This is a genomic window from Enterobacter sp. MGH 24, from assembly GCF_000493015.1.
Classification (GTDB): domain Bacteria; phylum Pseudomonadota; class Gammaproteobacteria; order Enterobacterales; family Enterobacteriaceae; genus Enterobacter.
In genome coordinates this window covers 1,119,986-1,136,788 of sequence record NZ_KI535657.1, presented here as the reverse complement: position 1 = coordinate 1,136,788, position 16,803 = coordinate 1,119,986, and the positions used below count along the sequence as shown (strand labels likewise).

At 56.4% G+C, this 16,803-nt stretch carries 16 protein-coding genes; 7 read left to right on the top strand and 9 right to left on the bottom strand.

Annotated elements, in window-relative coordinates:
* Nucleotides 1-30 precede the first annotated feature (30 nt).
* Nucleotides 31-1,383 carry a glutathione-disulfide reductase gene (gene gorA, locus L370_RS16355; protein WP_023333754.1) on the bottom strand — a complete coding sequence of 451 codons (1,353 nt, stop codon included), beginning with the start codon at nucleotides 1,381-1,383 and terminating at the stop codon, nucleotides 31-33.
* Between the two features lie 71 nt (nucleotides 1,384-1,454).
* The gene (locus L370_RS16360) at nucleotides 1,455-2,297 is read right to left on the bottom strand and encodes a 23S rRNA (adenine(2030)-N(6))-methyltransferase RlmJ (protein WP_023333753.1); all 843 of its coding nucleotides are present in this window, start codon (nucleotides 2,295-2,297) and stop codon (nucleotides 1,455-1,457) included.
* A gap of 207 nt (nucleotides 2,298-2,504) precedes the next feature.
* On the opposite strand from L370_RS16360, the gene prlC reads away from it, so the two are divergent.
* On the top strand, nucleotides 2,505-4,547 hold the full coding sequence (gene prlC / locus L370_RS16365; protein ID WP_023333752.1) for an oligopeptidase A: 2,043 nt from the start codon (nucleotides 2,505-2,507) through the stop codon (nucleotides 4,545-4,547).
* 7 nt (nucleotides 4,548-4,554) lie between these two features.
* Nucleotides 4,555-5,307 (top strand): 16S rRNA (guanine(1516)-N(2))-methyltransferase RsmJ, encoded by a 753-nt coding sequence (gene rsmJ / locus L370_RS16370; RefSeq protein ID WP_032666551.1) that lies wholly within the window; start codon nucleotides 4,555-4,557, stop codon nucleotides 5,305-5,307.
* Between the two features lie 96 nt (nucleotides 5,308-5,403).
* Here the strand turns inward: rsmJ and uspA are convergent, their stop codons facing one another.
* Nucleotides 5,404-5,841 carry a universal stress protein UspA gene (gene uspA / locus L370_RS16375; RefSeq protein ID WP_003861223.1) on the bottom strand — a complete coding sequence of 146 codons (438 nt, stop codon included), beginning with the start codon at nucleotides 5,839-5,841 and terminating at the stop codon, nucleotides 5,404-5,406.
* 283 nt (nucleotides 5,842-6,124) lie between these two features.
* Between uspA and uspB the strand changes: the two genes are divergently transcribed.
* Nucleotides 6,125-6,460, top strand: a complete 336-nt coding sequence (gene uspB, locus L370_RS16380; RefSeq protein ID WP_003861224.1) for a universal stress protein UspB — start codon at nucleotides 6,125-6,127, stop codon at nucleotides 6,458-6,460.
* Between the two features lie 43 nt (nucleotides 6,461-6,503).
* Here the strand turns inward: uspB and L370_RS16385 are convergent, their stop codons facing one another.
* Both L370_RS16385 and pitA read right to left on the bottom strand, forming a co-directional pair.
* Nucleotides 6,504-6,911: a hypothetical protein gene (locus L370_RS16385; RefSeq protein WP_023333750.1), complete on the bottom strand. Its 408-nt coding sequence runs from the start codon at nucleotides 6,909-6,911 to the stop codon at nucleotides 6,504-6,506.
* 185 nt (nucleotides 6,912-7,096) lie between these two features.
* A complete protein-coding gene (gene pitA / locus L370_RS16390; RefSeq protein ID WP_008503116.1) occupies nucleotides 7,097-8,596 on the bottom strand; it encodes an inorganic phosphate transporter PitA in 1,500 nt (499 codons plus the stop codon).
* A 228-nt stretch (nucleotides 8,597-8,824) separates the two neighbouring features.
* Between pitA and L370_RS16395 the strand changes: the two genes are divergently transcribed.
* Entirely contained in the window at nucleotides 8,825-10,021 is a 1,197-nt protein-coding gene (locus L370_RS16395) for a BaiN/RdsA family NAD(P)/FAD-dependent oxidoreductase (RefSeq protein ID WP_023333749.1), read from the top strand.
* Nucleotides 10,022-10,053: 32 nt separating this feature from the next.
* Here the strand turns inward: L370_RS16395 and L370_RS16400 are convergent, their stop codons facing one another.
* Entirely contained in the window at nucleotides 10,054-10,992 is a 939-nt protein-coding gene (locus L370_RS16400) for an NAD(P)-dependent oxidoreductase (RefSeq protein WP_023333748.1), read from the bottom strand.
* Nucleotides 10,992-11,684 carry an RraA family protein gene (locus L370_RS16405; protein ID WP_023333747.1) on the bottom strand — a complete coding sequence of 231 codons (693 nt, stop codon included), beginning with the start codon at nucleotides 11,682-11,684 and terminating at the stop codon, nucleotides 10,992-10,994. The genes L370_RS16400 and L370_RS16405 overlap by 1 nt, the downstream gene beginning before the upstream one ends.
* Nucleotides 11,685-11,853: 169 nt before the next feature.
* Here L370_RS16405 and L370_RS16410 point away from each other — a divergent pair, with 169 nt between their 5' ends.
* Nucleotides 11,854-12,591: an IclR family transcriptional regulator gene (locus tag L370_RS16410; RefSeq protein WP_023333746.1), complete on the top strand. Its 738-nt coding sequence runs from the start codon at nucleotides 11,854-11,856 to the stop codon at nucleotides 12,589-12,591.
* Between the two features lie 37 nt (nucleotides 12,592-12,628).
* Here the strand turns inward: L370_RS16410 and L370_RS16415 are convergent, their stop codons facing one another.
* Nucleotides 12,629-13,963: an MFS transporter gene (locus L370_RS16415; protein ID WP_023333745.1), complete on the bottom strand. Its 1,335-nt coding sequence runs from the start codon at nucleotides 13,961-13,963 to the stop codon at nucleotides 12,629-12,631.
* A 318-nt stretch (nucleotides 13,964-14,281) separates the two neighbouring features.
* Here L370_RS16415 and L370_RS16420 point away from each other — a divergent pair, with 318 nt between their 5' ends.
* On the top strand, nucleotides 14,282-14,680 hold the full coding sequence (locus L370_RS16420; RefSeq protein WP_023309546.1) for a potassium channel family protein: 399 nt from the start codon (nucleotides 14,282-14,284) through the stop codon (nucleotides 14,678-14,680).
* 164 nt (nucleotides 14,681-14,844) lie between these two features.
* On the top strand, nucleotides 14,845-15,870 hold the full coding sequence (locus tag L370_RS16425) for a TerC/Alx family metal homeostasis membrane protein (protein ID WP_023333744.1): 1,026 nt from the start codon (nucleotides 14,845-14,847) through the stop codon (nucleotides 15,868-15,870).
* An 84-nt stretch (nucleotides 15,871-15,954) separates the two neighbouring features.
* Here the strand turns inward: L370_RS16425 and L370_RS16430 are convergent, their stop codons facing one another.
* The gene (locus L370_RS16430; protein ID WP_023333743.1) at nucleotides 15,955-16,614 is read right to left on the bottom strand and encodes an HAD family hydrolase; all 660 of its coding nucleotides are present in this window, start codon (nucleotides 16,612-16,614) and stop codon (nucleotides 15,955-15,957) included.
* Nucleotides 16,615-16,803 lie beyond the last annotated feature (189 nt).

Genomic DNA, 16,803 nt, shown 5'->3' with positions numbered 1-16,803 from the left:
AAAATGCCCCTCCGGGGAGGGGCATCAGGATTAACGCATGGTCACAAACTCTTCCGCGGCCGTCGGGTGGATTGCCACCGTGTTGTCGAAGTCTTTCTTGGTTGCGCCCATCTTCAGCGCCACGGCGAAGCCCTGCAGGATTTCATCCATGCCGAAGCCGATGCCGTGGATACCGACAATCTTCTCGTCCGGACCGGCGCAGACCAGCTTCATGCGGCACGGCTGACGGTGCGAGGTAACGGCGGTATACATCGCGGTGAACGCTGATTTATACACTTTCACCTGATCGTCGCCGTACTGCTCGCGCGCCTGCGGCTCGGTTAAGCCGACGGTGCCGATTGGCGGGTGGCTAAAGACTACGGTTGGGATAAGGTTGTAATCCAGATGCTCGTCCGGCTTGTTGTTGAACAGGCGCTCGGAGAGACGACGACCCGCCGCAACGGCCACTGGCGTCAGCTCAACCGCGCCGGTGTTGTCACCGACTGCATAAATGCCCGGTACGCTGGTATTCTGGAATTTATCGACGACGATATAGCCTTTTTCGTCGGTTTTCACGCCGGTCACGCCCAGGTTGAAGTTATCGTTCGCCGGTTCACGGCCAATCGCCCAGATCAGGCAATCGACGGTCTGGCTGCGGCCATCTTCCAGCTCCAGGGTCAGGCTGCCGTCCGCATTTTTCACCACCGCTTTTGGCACGGCGTTGGTGTGCAGGGTTGGGCCTTCGGCGTTCATCACTTCAACCAGCGTGTCGACAATCAGCGGGTCAAAGCTGCGCAGCGGCGCGTGTTTACGCACGAACAGGTGCGCTTCTGCGCCCAGGCCGTTAATCACGCCGGCCAGCTCTACCGCGATGTAACCCGCGCCAACAACGGCAACGCGCTTAGGCAGGGCAGGCAGCTCGAAGAAACCGTCGGAGTCGATGCCGTATTCCACGCCCGGAATATTCGGGTGGCTCGGACGACCGCCGGTGGCGATCAGGATGTGATCGGCGGTGATCGTCTCGCCGTTCACTTCGATCGTTTTCGCGTCCACAAAGCGGGCGAAGCCGCGGATCACGTCGACGTTATTTTTGCCCAGCACGTTGTCGTACGAGGTGTGAATACGGTCGATGTAGGCGGTACGGCTGGCGATCAGTTTGTCCCAGTCGAAGTTATTGATGGTAGTGTCAAAGCCATAATCCGGACCGTACATATGGATAGCTTCACGGATTTGCGCCGCATGCCACATCACTTTTTTCGGTACACAACCCACGTTCACACAGGTGCCGCCCAGCGCTTTGGCTTCAATCAGCGCGCACTTCTGGCCGTACATGGCCGCACGGTTGATGGAGGCGATGCCGCCGCTGCCGCCGCCGATTGCGATGTAGTCATAATGCTTAGTCATAGCTTTTGTCCTTAATCGTGAATTGCCGCGATTGTATACCTGAAATCAATAGTTTCCACCGATGGCTGCGATTACTCCGGCACGATCCAACTGACGGTGGCGTGGCCTGTACCCGCTGGCACCAGCGTTTTATGCAGCCACGGCAGCACGTTGTTCATCTGCGCTTCGAGCTTCCACGGCGGGTTGATCACAATCATCCCGGAGGCGGTCATGCCGCGCTGATCGCTGTCCGGGCGTACCGCCAGCTCAATCTGCAGGATTTTGCGGATACCGGTCGCTTCCAGGTCTTTGATCATGCGTTTGATTTGCGCGCGCAGAACTACCGGGTACCACAGGGCGTATGTCCCGGTGGCGAAGCGTTTGTAGCCTTCGTGGATACCGGTCACCACCGCCTGATAGTCGGTTTTGATTTCGTACGGCGGGTCGATCAGCACCAGGCCGCGACGGGAAACCGGCGGCAGCTTGGCTTTCAGCTGCTGGTAGCCGTCGGATTTTTCCACGCGGGCGCGGCTGTCTTTCTGGAATTCAGAACGCAGCAGCGGGAAATCGCTCGGGTGCAGCTCGGTCAGCTGGAGGCTGTCCTGCTCGCGCAGCAGCTGGCGTGCAATCAGCGGCGAGCCCGGGTAATAACGCAGCTGGCCGTTGCGGTTGAAGTGATTCACCACGCCGATGTACGGCTCCAGCTCGGCAGGCAGGTCGTCCTGCTGCCAGATGCGGGCAATCCCTTCCAGATATTCACCGGTACGCTCGGCATGCTCGCCGCTCAGCTGATAACGGCCCGCGCCCGCGTGCGTGTCCAGATAGAGAAACGGCTTCTCTTTCTCTTTGAGCGATTCGATGATCAGGCTCTGAACGGTGTGTTTAAGGACGTCGGCGTGGTTGCCTGCGTGGAAGCTGTGGCGATAACTGAGCATGGGTAATGATATTCCGCTGAATTGACGATTTGCCACAGTTTACAGCAGAACGGCGCAGATTACCCGTAGGCCCGGCAAGCGCAGTGTCACCGGGCGTTTTTCGACAACCTTCGGCATTGAAATCCTCTACACTTAACCCCATTCTAGATCCCATATGCACAGCGCCGGATGCGCGCTTCATTCACCTATTTCAACAGGACAGCGTTTATGACCAATCCATTACTGACGCCTTTTTCGTTGCCGCCGTTTTCTAAAATCCTCCCTGAGCATGTGGTTCCAGCCGTTACGCAATCGCTGGACAACTGCCGCGCGGCGGTAGAAAGCGTGGTAGCGCAGGGCGCGCCGTACACCTGGGAAAATCTGTGTCAGCCGCTGGCCGAAGTGGACGACGTGCTGGGGCGTATCTTCTCCCCGGTGAGCCACCTGAACTCGGTAAAAAACAGCCCGGAACTGCGCGAAGCCTACGAACAGACCCTGCCGCTGCTCTCTGAGTACAGCACCTGGGTCGGCCAGCACGAAGGGCTCTACAAAGCCTACCGCGACCTGCGCGACGGCGATCATTATGCCGAACTGAACACGGCGCAGAAGAAATCGGTCGATAACGCGCTGCGTGATTTTGAGCTGTCCGGGATAGGCCTGCCAAAAGAGAAGCAGACCCGCTACGGTGAAATTGCCGCGCGTCTGTCCGAGCTGGGCAACCAGTACAGCAACAACGTCCTCGACGCCACCATGGGCTGGACGAAGCTGATTACCGACGAAGCCGAGCTGGCAGGCATGCCGGAAAGCGCGCTGGCGGCGGCGAAAGCCCAGGCCGAAGCGAAAGAGCAGGACGGTTTCCTGTTAACGCTGGATATCCCGAGCTATCTGCCGGTGATGACCTACTGCGACAACCAGGCCCTGCGCGAAGAGATGTACCGCGCCTACAGCACCCGCGCCTCCGATCAGGGGCCGAATGCCGGTAAGTGGGACAACAGCCCGGTAATGGCGGAAATCCTTGCCCTGCGTCACGAGCTGGCACAGCTGCTGGGCTTTGAAAACTACGCCGATAAATCCCTCGCCACCAAAATGGCGGAGAACCCGCAGCAGGTGCTCGACTTCCTGACCGATCTGGCGAAACGCGCCCGTCCTCAGGGTGAGAAAGAGCTGGCCCAGCTGCGCGCCTTCGCGAAAGCGGAGTTCGGCGTGGACGAGCTGCAGCCGTGGGACATCGCCTGGTACAGCGAAAAACAGAAACAGCACCTCTACAGCATCAGCGACGAGCAGCTGCGCCCGTACTTCCCGGAAAACAAAGCCGTCAACGGCCTGTTCGAGGTGGTAAAACGCATCTATGGCATCACCGCCAAAGAGCGTACCGATATCGACGTCTGGCACCCGGACGTGCGCTTCTTCGAGCTTTATGACGAGAAAAACGAGCTGCGCGGCAGCTTCTACCTCGATCTCTACGCGCGTGAGAACAAGCGCGGCGGGGCGTGGATGGACGACTGCGTGGGCCAGATGCGTAAAGCCGACGGCTCTTTGCAAAAGCCGGTCGCCTACCTGACCTGTAACTTTAACCGTCCGGTGAACGGCAAACCGGCGCTGTTCACCCATGATGAAGTGATCACCTTGTTCCACGAGTTCGGTCACGGTCTGCACCACATGCTGACCCGCATCGAAACCGCAGGCGTGGCGGGCATCAGCGGGGTGCCGTGGGATGCGGTCGAGCTGCCAAGCCAGTTTATGGAAAACTGGTGCTGGGAGCCGGACGCGCTGGCGTTTATCTCCGGTCACTATGAAACCGGCGAACCGCTGCCGAAGGAACTGCTGGATAAAATGCTGGCGGCGAAAAACTACCAGGCGGCGATGTTCATCCTGCGTCAGCTGGAGTTCGGCCTGTTCGACTTCCGCCTGCACGCGGAGTTCAGCCCGGAGCAGGGCGCGAAAATCCTTGAAACCCTGGCCGAGATTAAAAAGCAGGTTGCCGTTATTCCTGGACCAACCTGGGGCCGCTTCCCGCATGCCTTCAGCCACATCTTCGCTGGCGGCTACGCGGCGGGTTACTACAGCTACCTGTGGGCCGACGTACTGGCGGCAGATGCCTTCTCTCGCTTCGAAGAAGAGGGGATCTTCAACCGCGAAACCGGCCAGTCGTTCCTCGATAACATCCTGACCCGTGGCGGGTCTGAAGAGCCGATGGTGCTGTTCAAACGCTTCCGCGGCCGCGAGCCGCAGCTGGATGCGATGCTTGAGCATTACGGGATCAAAGGCTGATTGTTACGTGAAGATCTGCTTAGTGGATGAAACGGGCGCCGGAGACGGCGCCTTATCTGTTCTGGCCGCCCGCTGGGGGCTGGAGCACGAAGAAGAAAACCTGATGGCGCTGGTGATGACGACAGCGCATCTTGAATTACGCAAGCGCGACGAACCGAAGCTCGGCGGGATTTTTGTCGACTTTGTCGGCGGCGCGATGGCGCACCGGCGCAAGTTCGGCGGCGGTCGCGGCGAAGCGGTGGCTAAAGCGGTTGGGATTAAAGGAAGCTATCTGCCGGACGTGGTTGATGCCACGGCGGGGCTGGGTCGCGATGCATTTGTGCTGGCGTCTGTTGGCTGTCACGTGCGGATGCTGGAGCGTAATCCGGTGGTCGCTGCGCTGCTCGACGATGGGCTAGCGCGGGGCTATGCGGATCCGGAAATCGGCCCTTGGCTGCAGGAACGACTACAGCTGATCCACGCGTCCAGCCTGACGGCGCTGACGGATATCACCCCGCGCCCGCAGGTGGTCTATCTCGACCCTATGTTCCCGCATAAGCAGAAAAGCGCGCTGGTGAAGAAAGAGATGCGGGTGTTTCAGTCGCTGGTGGGGCCGGATTTGGATGCAGATGGCCTTCTGGAGCCAGCTCGTCAGCTTGCAACGAAGCGGGTGGTGGTAAAGCGCCCGGACTATGCGCCGCCGCTGGCGGACGTTGCCACAACTAACGCGGTGACCACCAAAGGGCACCGGTTTGATATTTATTTGGGAACGCCAGAATAAAAAAGCCGGGTGGCGGCTTCGCCTTACCCAGCCTACGTCCTCGATCTATCCCCTCTCCCTGTGGGAGAGGGTTAGGGTGAGGGGAATTTAACGCACTTACTCGTCTTCTTCGTCACGCAGCGGAACAATCAGCATATCCACGTGAACGGTGTTAATCAGCTGGCGCGCTGAAGACATCAGCTTGCTCCAGAAGTCCTGATGGTGACCGCACACCACCAGGTCCATGTCGTATTTCTTGATCGCATCAACCAGTACCTGACCCAGGTCGCCGCTGCCGCTCAGGGTTTCGGTAATCGGGTAGCCCGCGTTGGTGGACAGTTCGCTCAGGGCGTGGTGAGTCTCTTCGGAGATGCGTTTCTGCATATCGCCAAGATTCACGTCGATCAGACCGGTGTAGAGGTCGGAGTAATTCACGTCAACGTGAATCAGCGAAACTTTCGCGTTGTAAGGACGTGCCATGGATACCGCTTTATCAACCAGCACTTTGCTCTCCGGGGAGAGGTCAACCGCGATGAGAATGTGTTTGTAAGCCATAGTGTTACTCCTTCCTTAAGTTATCGATGACTAAATGGGAAAGCCGTCGTCTGATGCTTTCATTACGGCCCAGTTAAACATATTTTTCAAGCTTTGGTGTTGATAACGATTAACCTTGTGGCAAAAAAATTAACGGATCTCCTACACTATTAAATGAGCCGTTCGGATATTAAAACGCGAACCGGATCGACTTTTGGTCATTCTTTCACTGAACTGTCTGTCAGGGCATTGGGGTGCGGTAGCTCAGGAGCCTTGCTTCGTGGGCGGACGCCGGGGAGGATGTATGATTAGCACCGTCGCATTGTTTTGGGCGTTATGCGTGGTTTGCATAGTGAATATGGCGCGCTACTTCTCATCGTTACGTGCGCTGTTAGTGGTACTTCGTGGTTGCGATCCGTTGCTTTATCAGTATGTGGACGGTGGAGGTTTCTTCACCTCGCATGGACAGCCCAGCAAGCAGATGCGTCTGGTGGGATACATCTACTACCAGCGCTACCGCGATCATCACGATGAAGAGTTTATTCGTCGCTGCGAGCGCCTGCGTCGTCAGTTCATTTTGACCAGCGCCCTGTGCGGGCTGGTCGTGGTCAGTATGATTGCATTGATGATTTGGCACTGAGCACCACAGCAGGCGGGGTCAGCCCCGCCTTCTTTCCTCTGGCTCAGGGCTTAACTGAGAACCGGAGATCGGAGATATCGCTCTCAATCGAAATAACCTTCCCGCTATAGGCAATTTTCACTTCCCCGCTTGTATCAATACTGGCTGAGGTTATCGTGCCTGTACCTTCGATGACAGGATACTTCATAGCAAGCTGATGGATAATGTCAGTGTCTTTCCCTGCGAGCGCCCCAGAGAGATAGTATCGGTAAATTGGTGGTACGGTTGTGCCACCCTGATTGTTCACGGTCATATAGAGCCAGACGCTATCGGATAATTTATAAACGCGCTGAAGTTCATCGTGATTTCGCTGATTAGGCTGGTGGTTTAGCCATACAAATCCAATGATCAGAACCAGAAGCGAAACGGTAACAAGGCGATGAATCCATTTAGTAGCCGTTTTGAATGGCATAGTCTATTCCGTCATGGGTGTTGTTTGGATTGAGAACATTCGCGAGGATAATAGTTATTTGTGAACTAAAAATCTGAACAGATAGTGTTCAGATTGCCCTGATTACAGCACTGGGTTGAGTAAAAAAAACAGCCATAAAAAAAGCGGGTCAGTTTCCTGACCCGCTTTTTGTCGCCTTCAACCGATTAAATCAGCTTCAGCGAAATCCAGTACAAACCGCCAGACAGCAGGATTGAGGCCGGAAGGGTGAACACCCAGGCCATCAGAATGTTGGTCACGGTTTTGCGCTGCAGGCCGCCACCGTCAACAATCATGGTACCTGCCACGGACGAAGAGAGTACGTGGGTGGTGGATACCGGCATACCGGTGTAGCTCGCCAGACCGATAGACACTGCTGCCGTCATCTGCGCGGACATACCCTGCGCATAGGTCATGCCTTTCTTACCGATCTTCTCACCGATGGTGGTCGCCACACGACGCCAGCCAATCATCGTACCGATACCGAGCGCCAGCGCGACGGCCATGATGATCCAGATTGGCGCGTACTCGATGGTGTTGAGCATATCGCCTTTCAGTTTCTTCAGGAGACGCTGGTCGTCAGCATTCACGTCAGGCAGCTTCGCCACTTTATCCGTCACATCAGAGATGCACAGCATAATGCGACGCAGCTGACCACGCTGCTCTACGGTCAGTTTGTCATAGCTTTCGATATTGCCCAGCATGCCTTTCGCACGTTCCAGCGCGTTAATCGCGTTTGCCGGATGGCAGTGGAACTCACCTGGTGCAGTTGTGGCACCGGCTTCCGGAGAAGGGATTAACTGGTCAACGCCGGTCGCTTTTTTCAGCAGCTCAGGGTGCTGCTGGAAATAGGTTTCGACGTTGTTCACCGCATCGCGGGTACGGGTGATTTCGTAGCCAGAGGCGTTCATGTTGACCACGAATCCTGCCGGTGCGACGCCAATCAGTACCAGCATCACCAGACCAATGCCTTTCTGACCATCGTTCGCGCCGTGTGAGAAAGCCACGCCGATAGCGGAAATGATCAGGGCAATCCGCGTCCAGAATGGCGGCTTTTTCTTGCCGTCTTTCTTTTCACGCTCTGCCGGCGTCAGGTGAATACGGGAGCGCTTTTTAGTATTGCTCCAGTAACGACGCAGGATGAAGATCAGCCCGCCAGCCACCACCAGACCCACGATAGGGGAGACGATGAGTGAGGCGAAGATCCCCAGTACTTTCGGGATATTTAACGCATCAACAACCGATGTACCGGTCATGAGGGCGTTCGTTAACCCGATACCGATAATCGCGCCGATGAGTGTGTGAGAACTGGATGCAGGCAGGCCGAAATACCAGGTACCGAGGTTCCAGATAATTGCAGCAAGCAGCATTGAGAACACCATAGCGAGGCCATGGCCAGAACTAACGTTAAGCAGCAGATCCGTTGGCAGCATATGCACAATGGCATACGCAACGCTCAGTCCGCCCAGGAGGACACCAAAAAAGTTAAATACCGCCGCCATAACAACCGCAAGCTGCGATCGCATTGCGCGAGTGTAAATAACCGTCGCTACTGCGTTTGCAGTGTCGTGGAAGCCGTTGATCGCTTCGTAAAACAGTACAAAAACCAGAGCAAGCAATAATAAAAGCCCGGTATGTAAATCCAGGCCGGCAAACAAATGTAGCATAGGACGTTACGCCATTTTGAGGACATGAACGCGGCGCATTATCCAGGACAAATGCACGGCGGGCAAAGTGAAATATAGACTTTTTTTGACATACCATCTGATTTGAGAAAAGTGCCTGAAAGGATATTCTTTAAATTTCAATGAAATGGCTTTGTAATATCTTTTTACGCTGGTGTGACCACAGAGGAAACTTTACAATCCGCGGCAGTTAACAAAGAGGGTTTTGACGTGGAAAGGTTTGATGCCGTGGTAATTGGCGCCGGTGCGGCGGGTATGTTTTGTGCGGCCATGGCCGGACAGGCGGGTCGTCGCGTGCTGCTGCTGGATAACGGTAAAAAGCCAGGCCGTAAGATCCTGATGTCCGGCGGCGGGCGCTGTAACTTCACTAATCTGTATGTTGAACCCGCGGCCTATTTGAGCCAAAACCGTCATTTTTGTAAATCTGCGCTGGCGCGCTACACCCAATGGGATTTTATCGACCTGGTGGGTAAGCACGGCATCGCGTGGCATGAAAAGACGCTGGGACAGCTGTTCTGCGACGACTCCGCGCAGCAAATTGTCGATATGCTGGTGGCCGAGTGCGAGAAGGGCGGCGTCGTTATGCGCCTGCGCACGGAGGTGCTGGACGTCACGCGCGACGAGCAGGGCTACACGCTGCTGCTGAACGGTGAAACCGCCAGCGCGGACCGCCTGGTGATCGCCAGCGGCGGCCTGTCCATGCCGGGGCTGGGCGCTTCCCCGTTCGGCTATAAGATTGCCGAACAGTTTGGCCTGAAAGTCTTGCCCACGCGCGCCGGGCTGGTGCCGTTTACGCTGCATAAACCGCTTCTTGTACAGCTTCAAACGCTGTCTGGCGTGTCTGTTCCCTCCGTTATTACCGCCGAAGACGGGACGGTGTTCCGCGAAAATCTGCTCTTTACCCATCGCGGCCTCTCCGGCCCGGCGGTGCTGCAAATCTCCAGCTACTGGCAGCCGGGGGAATTTGTGACGGTAAACCTGGTACCGGACTGCGATCTGGACGCGTTCCTCAACGAGCAGCGTACCGCTCACCCGAATCAGAGCCTCAAAAATACCCTGGCGATGCAGCTGCCGAAGCGTCTGGTGGAGTGCCTGCAGGTGCTGGGGCAGATCCCGGACGTGTCGCTCAAGCAGCTTAACAGCCGCGAGCAGGAAACGCTGGTCGAGACGCTAACAAACTGGCGCGTGCAGCCAAACGGCACCGAAGGCTACCGTACGGCAGAGGTCACGCTGGGCGGGGTCGATACGAATGAGCTCTCGTCCCGCACCATGGAAGCACGCAACGTGCCGGGGCTTTATTTTATTGGCGAAGTGATGGATGTGACCGGCTGGCTCGGCGGATACAACTTCCAGTGGGCATGGGCAAGTGCCTGGGCGTGTGCTCAGGCGCTGGCAGAAGACAAGTGACATAAGATCGCTGCCACTCGTCGCGGCTGGCTTTACGGACCGACGGTGGTGATGTCCGTCACGGCCAGAATATTGCTTGCGGCCACGGTTCCCATCTTGATATATGACGCTGCGGTAACGCCGCCAATATGGGGTGAAATGACCACGTTTTCTACGGACTGCCAGAGATGCGGCGCGGTCAGCGGCTCGTGGGTAAAGCTGTCCAGCGCTGCGCTGTGCAGCGTGCCATCTCGAAGCGCCGCCAGTAACGACTCACTGTGGATCAGCCCACCGCGTGCCGTATTGACCAGAATGGCGTTCCGCTTGCAGTGTGCGAGCGTCTCGCTATTGATCATCCCCCGATTCTCATCGGTCAGCGGACAGTGCAAAGAGATGACATCGGAACGGGAAAGAAGTCCGGTGATCGTCTCTGCGCGTTCGCACAGGGCAGGCATGGACTTCGCATAGGGATCGTAAGCCAGCACCTTCATGCCGAAAGCGTGCCCAATAGTCGCCACGCGCGAGCCGATAGCACCCAGCCCAATTAACCCTAGCGTTAAGCCCTCCAGTTCAATGGATTTATGCGTCGCCTTATCCCAGTGCCCGTCTCGCAGCCGCTTGTCCAGAGGCACCACTGACTTTGCGCAGGCGAGGATCAGCGCCCAGGTATGTTCAGCCACTGCCGCCGCGTTTGCGCCCGGGGCAGCGCGGACGGCGATGTTGCGCTCGGCCGCTGCCGTCTGGTCTATCACATCGATCCCGCTTCCGTGCTTGGAAATAACCTGCAAAGCCGGGGCGGCATCCATGACTTTCGCGGTGATCCTGCCGTAACGTACCAGGATCGCCACAGGATTGTGTCGTTTACACAGCGCGATCAGGTCATCTTCTGTGGGCTGGCGGCCCGCAAACACCACCTCAAAGCCCTGCAACATCACCATGGCCTGCTCCGCCAGGTCGCTTCCGGTAACCAGAACGACGTCTTTGCCCCTCATCACAGCGTCTCCCCGTTGCTCAACATACCTGCCTTACGAAGCGCGTCATCAAGCCAGTGTGGACGTAAATCGCCTTCACGGATGGCAGCAAGACGCCGGGTCTCCATCTCCAGCTTTTCTTTTGCCAGAGCGATAACCTCCTGAACCTCATCGCGCGGAATAACGACCACGCCGTCGATATCCGCGACAACCAGATCCCCAGCCTGAACCGTCGCCCCGGCGACTGAAATAGGATGATTCACCCGGCCAGAAATTAATTTTGTCGGGCCGCAGGGGTTCAGACCGGCAGAAAAGACGGGGTAGTGACCTTTGCTCAGGGTTTCGGCGTCACGTACAGCCCCGTCAATAATAATGCCCGCAATGCCGCTCGCCTGAGCCTGAGTGGCCATGATCTCCCCAAGCAGCGCGCAGCTCAGATCGCCTTTGCCATCGACGATCAGGACATCGCCGGGCTGCGCCACCGCCATCGCGGCATGAATCGCCAGATTATCACCCGGACGGACTTCAACGGTGATGGCCGGACCCGCAACGGACATATGTGGGGCCAGCGGTTTGATGCGGCCATGAAGCGTACCGCGGCGGCCAGCCACGTCGGCCAGAATAGCTGCCTGATACTCGGCAGCCCGACGAACGTCCTCGGCAGAAACGCGCTCGAAATGGCGATTAATCGGTTTTTTTTCATTAACGGACATAAATGCCTCCATATTGTTTTACTGAGTACAATGCAGGTGTACAATATGAAACAACTATAGCGGTGTTGCTTTCCTTTTAGCCAGACCCGAGAGGGGGTTTGTGATGTAAACACGAAGTGACTCACAAAATTTGAGGTACACTCACTGCCGGGCTAACAAGGAGATAATGATGGGGAATGAAGGCGTTGTAGCGGTTGAAAAAGCGCTGGCTTTACTGGATTGCTTCCGTCCTGGAGATGAGAGCCTGACGCTGACCAAGCTGGCACAGCTGTCGGGTTATCATAAAACCACGGTTTACCGCTTGATGAATTCTCTTGAACGGATGAATTACGTCGTCAGGCATGAAGACGGCAATTATGCGCTTGGCCCACGTCTGCTTTACCTCGGCAAGCTGTATGAACAATCTTTCCATCTTTCCCGGGTTGTTCAGCCAGAGCTTCAGGCCCTCTCCCTGGCGTCTCAGGAGAGTGCCAGCTGGTATGTGCTGGAGGGAGGGCAGCGCCTTTGCCTGTTTCGCGCGGAAGCGTCGCACGGCCTGCGACACAGCAATCTTCCCGGCAGCCAGTTCCCGCTCGATAATTCGGCCATCAGCAAGGTATTACGTCATTGGGGGCTCAATGAGAGCCTGCCGGAGGAAGATGCTGAACTCCCTTTCTACACGTCAGGCGCACGCGATCCCCACACCGCTGCGTTTGCGATGCCTGTCTTCGGCGTTCACGACAAGCTGGTTGCGGCGTTAGCCCTGACCGGCCCCATCTCACGGCTGACGGAAGATCGTCGTGAGAAGGAGATAGGACAGTTGATGAAGGCGGCTGCAAGCCGTCTGTCGCAGAAAATGGGCGCCAGCAAGCCCTTCTGTCAGCAGTTCTTTGGTGAAGCGAGCGATACGGCGGAAGAAAATCTATAAACGCAGAAGCGGGACAAATGTCCCGCTTCTGTCATCGTTAATGCGTAACCTGTTTTTCGTGTAGCTGAGCGCGGCGGGCCTGCCGCCCCATAATCAGCACCGCGATACCCCCGGCCACGCACAGCGCGGCCAGCGGAAGCATAGCCAGCGTGTAGCTTCCCGTCCGCTCATTGATAATGCCGTATGCGTTTACCATCACCGCCCCGCCTATCAGGTTTGCGATGGCGCCAATCGCGGCCAGTCCTGCCGCCGCTGAGGTACTGCTCATCCAACCGGACGCCAGCGCCCAGAAAGGCCCTTTCATTGAATAAGCGCCTATCAGCATAATGCTGAGGATAACGATCGTGGCAGACAGCGAGACGCTCACAAAGGCGGCAAACACGCCTGCGGCAATCATGAATAGCGTGAGTGCGGTATGCCAGCGGCGTTCGTTGGTACGATCGGAATTCCGTCCCCATACGATCATGAGAACAGATGCCAGACCGTAAGGAATGGCGTTAAGCAGACCTGTCTCAAGGTTATCGAGATGGAAGGATTTCAGCAGTTGAGGAGACCAGACGCTGATGGTGGTGCCCGCGGACGATGCGCCCGCGTAAATCAGCGCCATCAGCCAGATCTGGCGATGCTTCAGCAGCTGCCACGTGGTCTGGTGTCCGATATTCTTTTGCTGATTGCGCTCGGTCTCAAGCGTCGTTTCCAGCCATTGTTTCTGTTCTCTGCTAAGCCAGCTCGCCTGATGCGGGCGATCCCGGAGAATAAACCAGGCTGCAATACCCAGCAGCACCGCCGGCAAGCCTTCAATAATGAACAGCAGATGCCAGCCGCGAAGACCCAGCCAGCCATCCAGTGACAGTATCAACCCGGAAAGCGGGGAGCCGATGAAGTTAGCGAGCGGGATAGCGACCATAAAGGACGCAATAATGCGTGCGCGGTAGCGGGACGGGATCCACCAGGTCAGATACAGCACGACGCCCGGGAAGAAGCCCGCCTCTGCGGCACCGAGAAGAAAACGGACGATATAGAGCGACGTGGTGTTCTGCACCAGGGACATACACATGGAAACGATGCCCCAGCTGATCATAATGCGCGGGATCCACAGCCGGGCGCCGACTTTCTGCATGGCCAGGTTGCTGGGTACTTCAAACAAAAAATAGGCCACGAAATAAAGGCTGCTGGCGAAGCCAAACGCCGCTTTGCTGAGGCCAAGGTCCTCATTCATCTGCAGCGAAGCCATGCCGATATTCCCGCGATCGATAATGGAGACCAGGTAACTGACAATCAGAAACGGGAGAATACGCCAGATCACCTTCCGCATCGTCTCTCTTTCTATGTCCTCGGTGGCGGTAGCGCCGTTACGTAAATGTTCTGTCATTGTGTCCTCGCAGGGTTTGTTCTTTGTTTTATTAGGTACAACTCAGTTTTATTAAACAAAACCACTATAGCGACGGCGCGTTATTTTTATCCAGTTAATGGAAGGTTTAAATGATGTAAATAAGAGGTGACTCACAGATAGTGCGCTTCAAATCTATCGATCACAGCAGTCGAACCAGCCGCAAAGAGGGCACGCTGAAAGGGAAATAATCACGCAACGCAATTATTGCACCAACTTTTCCTCCCGATTCAACTAAGCTTCGACCGGTTGCCCCGCCGCGTTCGTGGGGCCTTATTCCTTTTTGGTCGAGCACGCGTCATGCAGCTACTCAGTATTATTATTTTGCTTACCCTCACCGTGGTGATCCATTCGCTGTGGATGTTTGGCGTTTTAAAATTCATCAAATTAGAAGTCGATTCGGCGGTACGCATTGTTTTACGCAATGTCGGCATCGTGATCTCCATGATCTTCGCCCATCTTCTTGAAGCCGGACTGTTTGCTGCGTTTTATTTCGTCATCGACGCGTTTAATGACTGGAACACCAGCTTCTATTTTTCACTGGTCAGTTACGCCACGGTGGGATACGGCGACGTCACATTACCCCAGCACTGGCGGCTTATCGGCGGTGTGGAAGGGCTGGTGGGCGCGTTGATGGTGGGCTGGTCTGTGGCGGTTCTGGTGGCAGTTCTGCAGCGTTTGCGCGGCATGAGCGCCTAAACGGCAGATGCACGATCCCCTTCGGGTAAGGTAAAGTACACCCCTCTTTACGCAGCCGACAGGGCTGCGGCTTTGAGGGCGAAGAGGCTGATTATCGGCCCGCCCTTTTCTGTTCCTGGTTTACGCCAGTTTGCATGGTGTTTTGTCTGCCAAAAGGGTTTTGTATGTCTGCTGCTCATCTCGGTTTCCCGACGGAAACCGTTGTTGTCTTTGTGGTGATGGCCGTTGGGGCGATGTTTATCGACCTCTTTATGCACCGTCACGATAAACCCGTCTCGCTGAAAAGCGCGGCGATGTGGTCCATTTTCTGGGTCATGATGGCGATGGCCTTCGCCGGATTCCTGTATGTTCACCACGGCGCCGAGATGGCGAGCCTGTTTCTCACCGGCTATGCGCTGGAGGAGGTGCTCTCCGTCGACAACCTGTTTGTGATGATGGCGATCTTCGCCTGGTTCGGCGTGCCGGATAAGTACCGTCACCGCGTGCTCTACTGGGGCGTGCTGGGAGCGATTGTCTTCCGCGGCATCTTTGTGGCTATCGGCACCAGCCTGTTAAGCCTGGGGCCGTACGTTGAGGTGATTTTCGCGCTGGTCGTCGGCTGGACGGCGGTGATGATGCTCAGGCGCAATGAAGAGAGCGACGAAGTGGAAGATTACTCGGGTCATCTCGCCTATCGCCTGGTGAAGCGCTTCTATCCGGTCTGGCCGAAAATCAGCAGCAACGCCTTTATTCTGACCCAGAAAGAGGTGGATGCGGAGCTTGAAAAACCGGAAAACCAGGACGTGATGGTTGGACGCGTGAAGAAGGCGAAGCGCTATGCGACGCCGCTGCTGCTTTGCGTAGCCGTCGTCGAGCTCTCTGACGTCATGTTCGCTTTTGACTCCGTGCCGGCCATTATTGCCGTGAGCCGCGAACCGCTGATTATCTACAGCGCCATGATGTTCGCCATTCTCGGCCTGCGTACGCTCTACTTCGTGCTGGAAGCGCTGAAGCAGTATCTGGTGCACCTCGAGAAAGCCGTGGTGCTGCTGCTGTTCTTCGTGGCGTTCAAGCTGGGATTAAATGCCACCGACCACTTCTGGCACCACGGTTACAGCATTGGCGCGACCGCCAGTCTGTTTGTGGTATTAGGCGTGCTGGCGCTGGGGATTATTGCGAGCGTGATGTTCCCGGGGAAACGTACTGCCTGATGCATCGCCCGGTGGCGCTTCGCTTACCGGGCCTACTGTTCGAATGTAGGCCGGGTAAGGCGCAGCCGCCACCCGGCAAAAAGGCTACTTGATGGGTGAATTCCGGCGCTTGCGCGGGTGATGGAAGTGCCGCCAGTGCGGATCCTGTGCGGCCGCCAGCAGCTCGTGGTCGCCGCGGGTGTCGCCCCAGGCGCGCAGGTGGTAGGCGTTCAGATCGCCATACACTTTCTCCAGCCTTGCCACCTTCTGGGCGCAGCGGCAGTTATTGCCCGTGATGCGCCCCGTCAGCTTGCCGTCTTTCACTTCCAACTGCGTGCCAATCAGCTTAATGCCGAGTTTGTCAGCCCACGGCTGGAGCACCAGCGCCGGGGACGCGGAACAGATGGTCACTTCCGCACCGGAATTCACCTCCGCCGCCACCGCCAGAACCCCTTCGGGGCGCATCAGCTTGTTCCAGTATTTTTCGCAAAAGGCTTCCGCCTGCTGGCGCAGCCAGTGTTCATCCACGCCCGTCAGGAACGTTTTAATCAGCACTTCCTTCAGCTCATCGCGCGTCAGCTTGCGACGCACGCAGTGGAGCGTGGGCAGCGCCATACGCACCAGGCGGCCCGCGAAGTAACGTTTACCGAAGGCAAAACGCAGGAAAGGAATAAAGCTGTCGTGGTGCGTTAACGTCCCATCAAAGTCAAAGACGGAGAGCACGCTGGATTTTGCCACCGTCTCGTCGGCAATCATATTGGTCATAAATACGTCTTAGCTGAAATACACATTCTGCGGATCAGTTTACCTGCTTTAGCTGGACAGTCCTTATATCACCACCATTTTTTTCTCGATCTTGCGATCTCAAAGTGAGTCCAATTTTGGCCTCGATAAGGATTGGTGAAAAAACGAACTGTCTATATTATCGCCACATCGCAAGATATTTCGGGGAAC

What these genes read in the sequence shown, in the direction of transcription:
- gorA (WP_023333754.1), bottom strand. Translation starts at nt 1,383, where the DNA reads ATGACTAAGCATTATGACTACATCGCAATCGGCGGCGGCAGCGGCGGC.
- L370_RS16360 (WP_023333753.1), bottom strand. Translation starts at nt 2,297, where the DNA reads ATGCTCAGTTATCGCCACAGCTTCCACGCAGGCAACCACGCCGACGTC.
- prlC (WP_023333752.1), top strand. Translation starts at nt 2,505, where the DNA reads ATGACCAATCCATTACTGACGCCTTTTTCGTTGCCGCCGTTTTCTAAA.
- uspA (WP_003861223.1), bottom strand. Translation starts at nt 5,841, where the DNA reads ATGGCTTACAAACACATTCTCATCGCGGTTGACCTCTCCCCGGAGAGC.
- uspB (WP_003861224.1), top strand. Translation starts at nt 6,125, where the DNA reads ATGATTAGCACCGTCGCATTGTTTTGGGCGTTATGCGTGGTTTGCATA.
- L370_RS16385 (WP_023333750.1), bottom strand. Translation starts at nt 6,911, where the DNA reads ATGCCATTCAAAACGGCTACTAAATGGATTCATCGCCTTGTTACCGTT.
- pitA (WP_008503116.1), bottom strand. Translation starts at nt 8,596, where the DNA reads ATGCTACATTTGTTTGCCGGCCTGGATTTACATACCGGGCTTTTATTA.
- L370_RS16400 (WP_023333748.1), bottom strand. Translation starts at nt 10,992, where the DNA reads ATGAGGGGCAAAGACGTCGTTCTGGTTACCGGAAGCGACCTGGCGGAG.
- L370_RS16405 (WP_023333747.1), bottom strand. Translation starts at nt 11,684, where the DNA reads ATGTCCGTTAATGAAAAAAAACCGATTAATCGCCATTTCGAGCGCGTT.
- L370_RS16410 (WP_023333746.1), top strand. Translation starts at nt 11,854, where the DNA reads ATGGGGAATGAAGGCGTTGTAGCGGTTGAAAAAGCGCTGGCTTTACTG.
- L370_RS16415 (WP_023333745.1), bottom strand. Translation starts at nt 13,963, where the DNA reads ATGACAGAACATTTACGTAACGGCGCTACCGCCACCGAGGACATAGAA.
- L370_RS16420 (WP_023309546.1), top strand. Translation starts at nt 14,282, where the DNA reads ATGCAGCTACTCAGTATTATTATTTTGCTTACCCTCACCGTGGTGATC.
- L370_RS16425 (WP_023333744.1), top strand. Translation starts at nt 14,845, where the DNA reads ATGTCTGCTGCTCATCTCGGTTTCCCGACGGAAACCGTTGTTGTCTTT.
- L370_RS16430 (WP_023333743.1), bottom strand. Translation starts at nt 16,614, where the DNA reads ATGACCAATATGATTGCCGACGAGACGGTGGCAAAATCCAGCGTGCTC.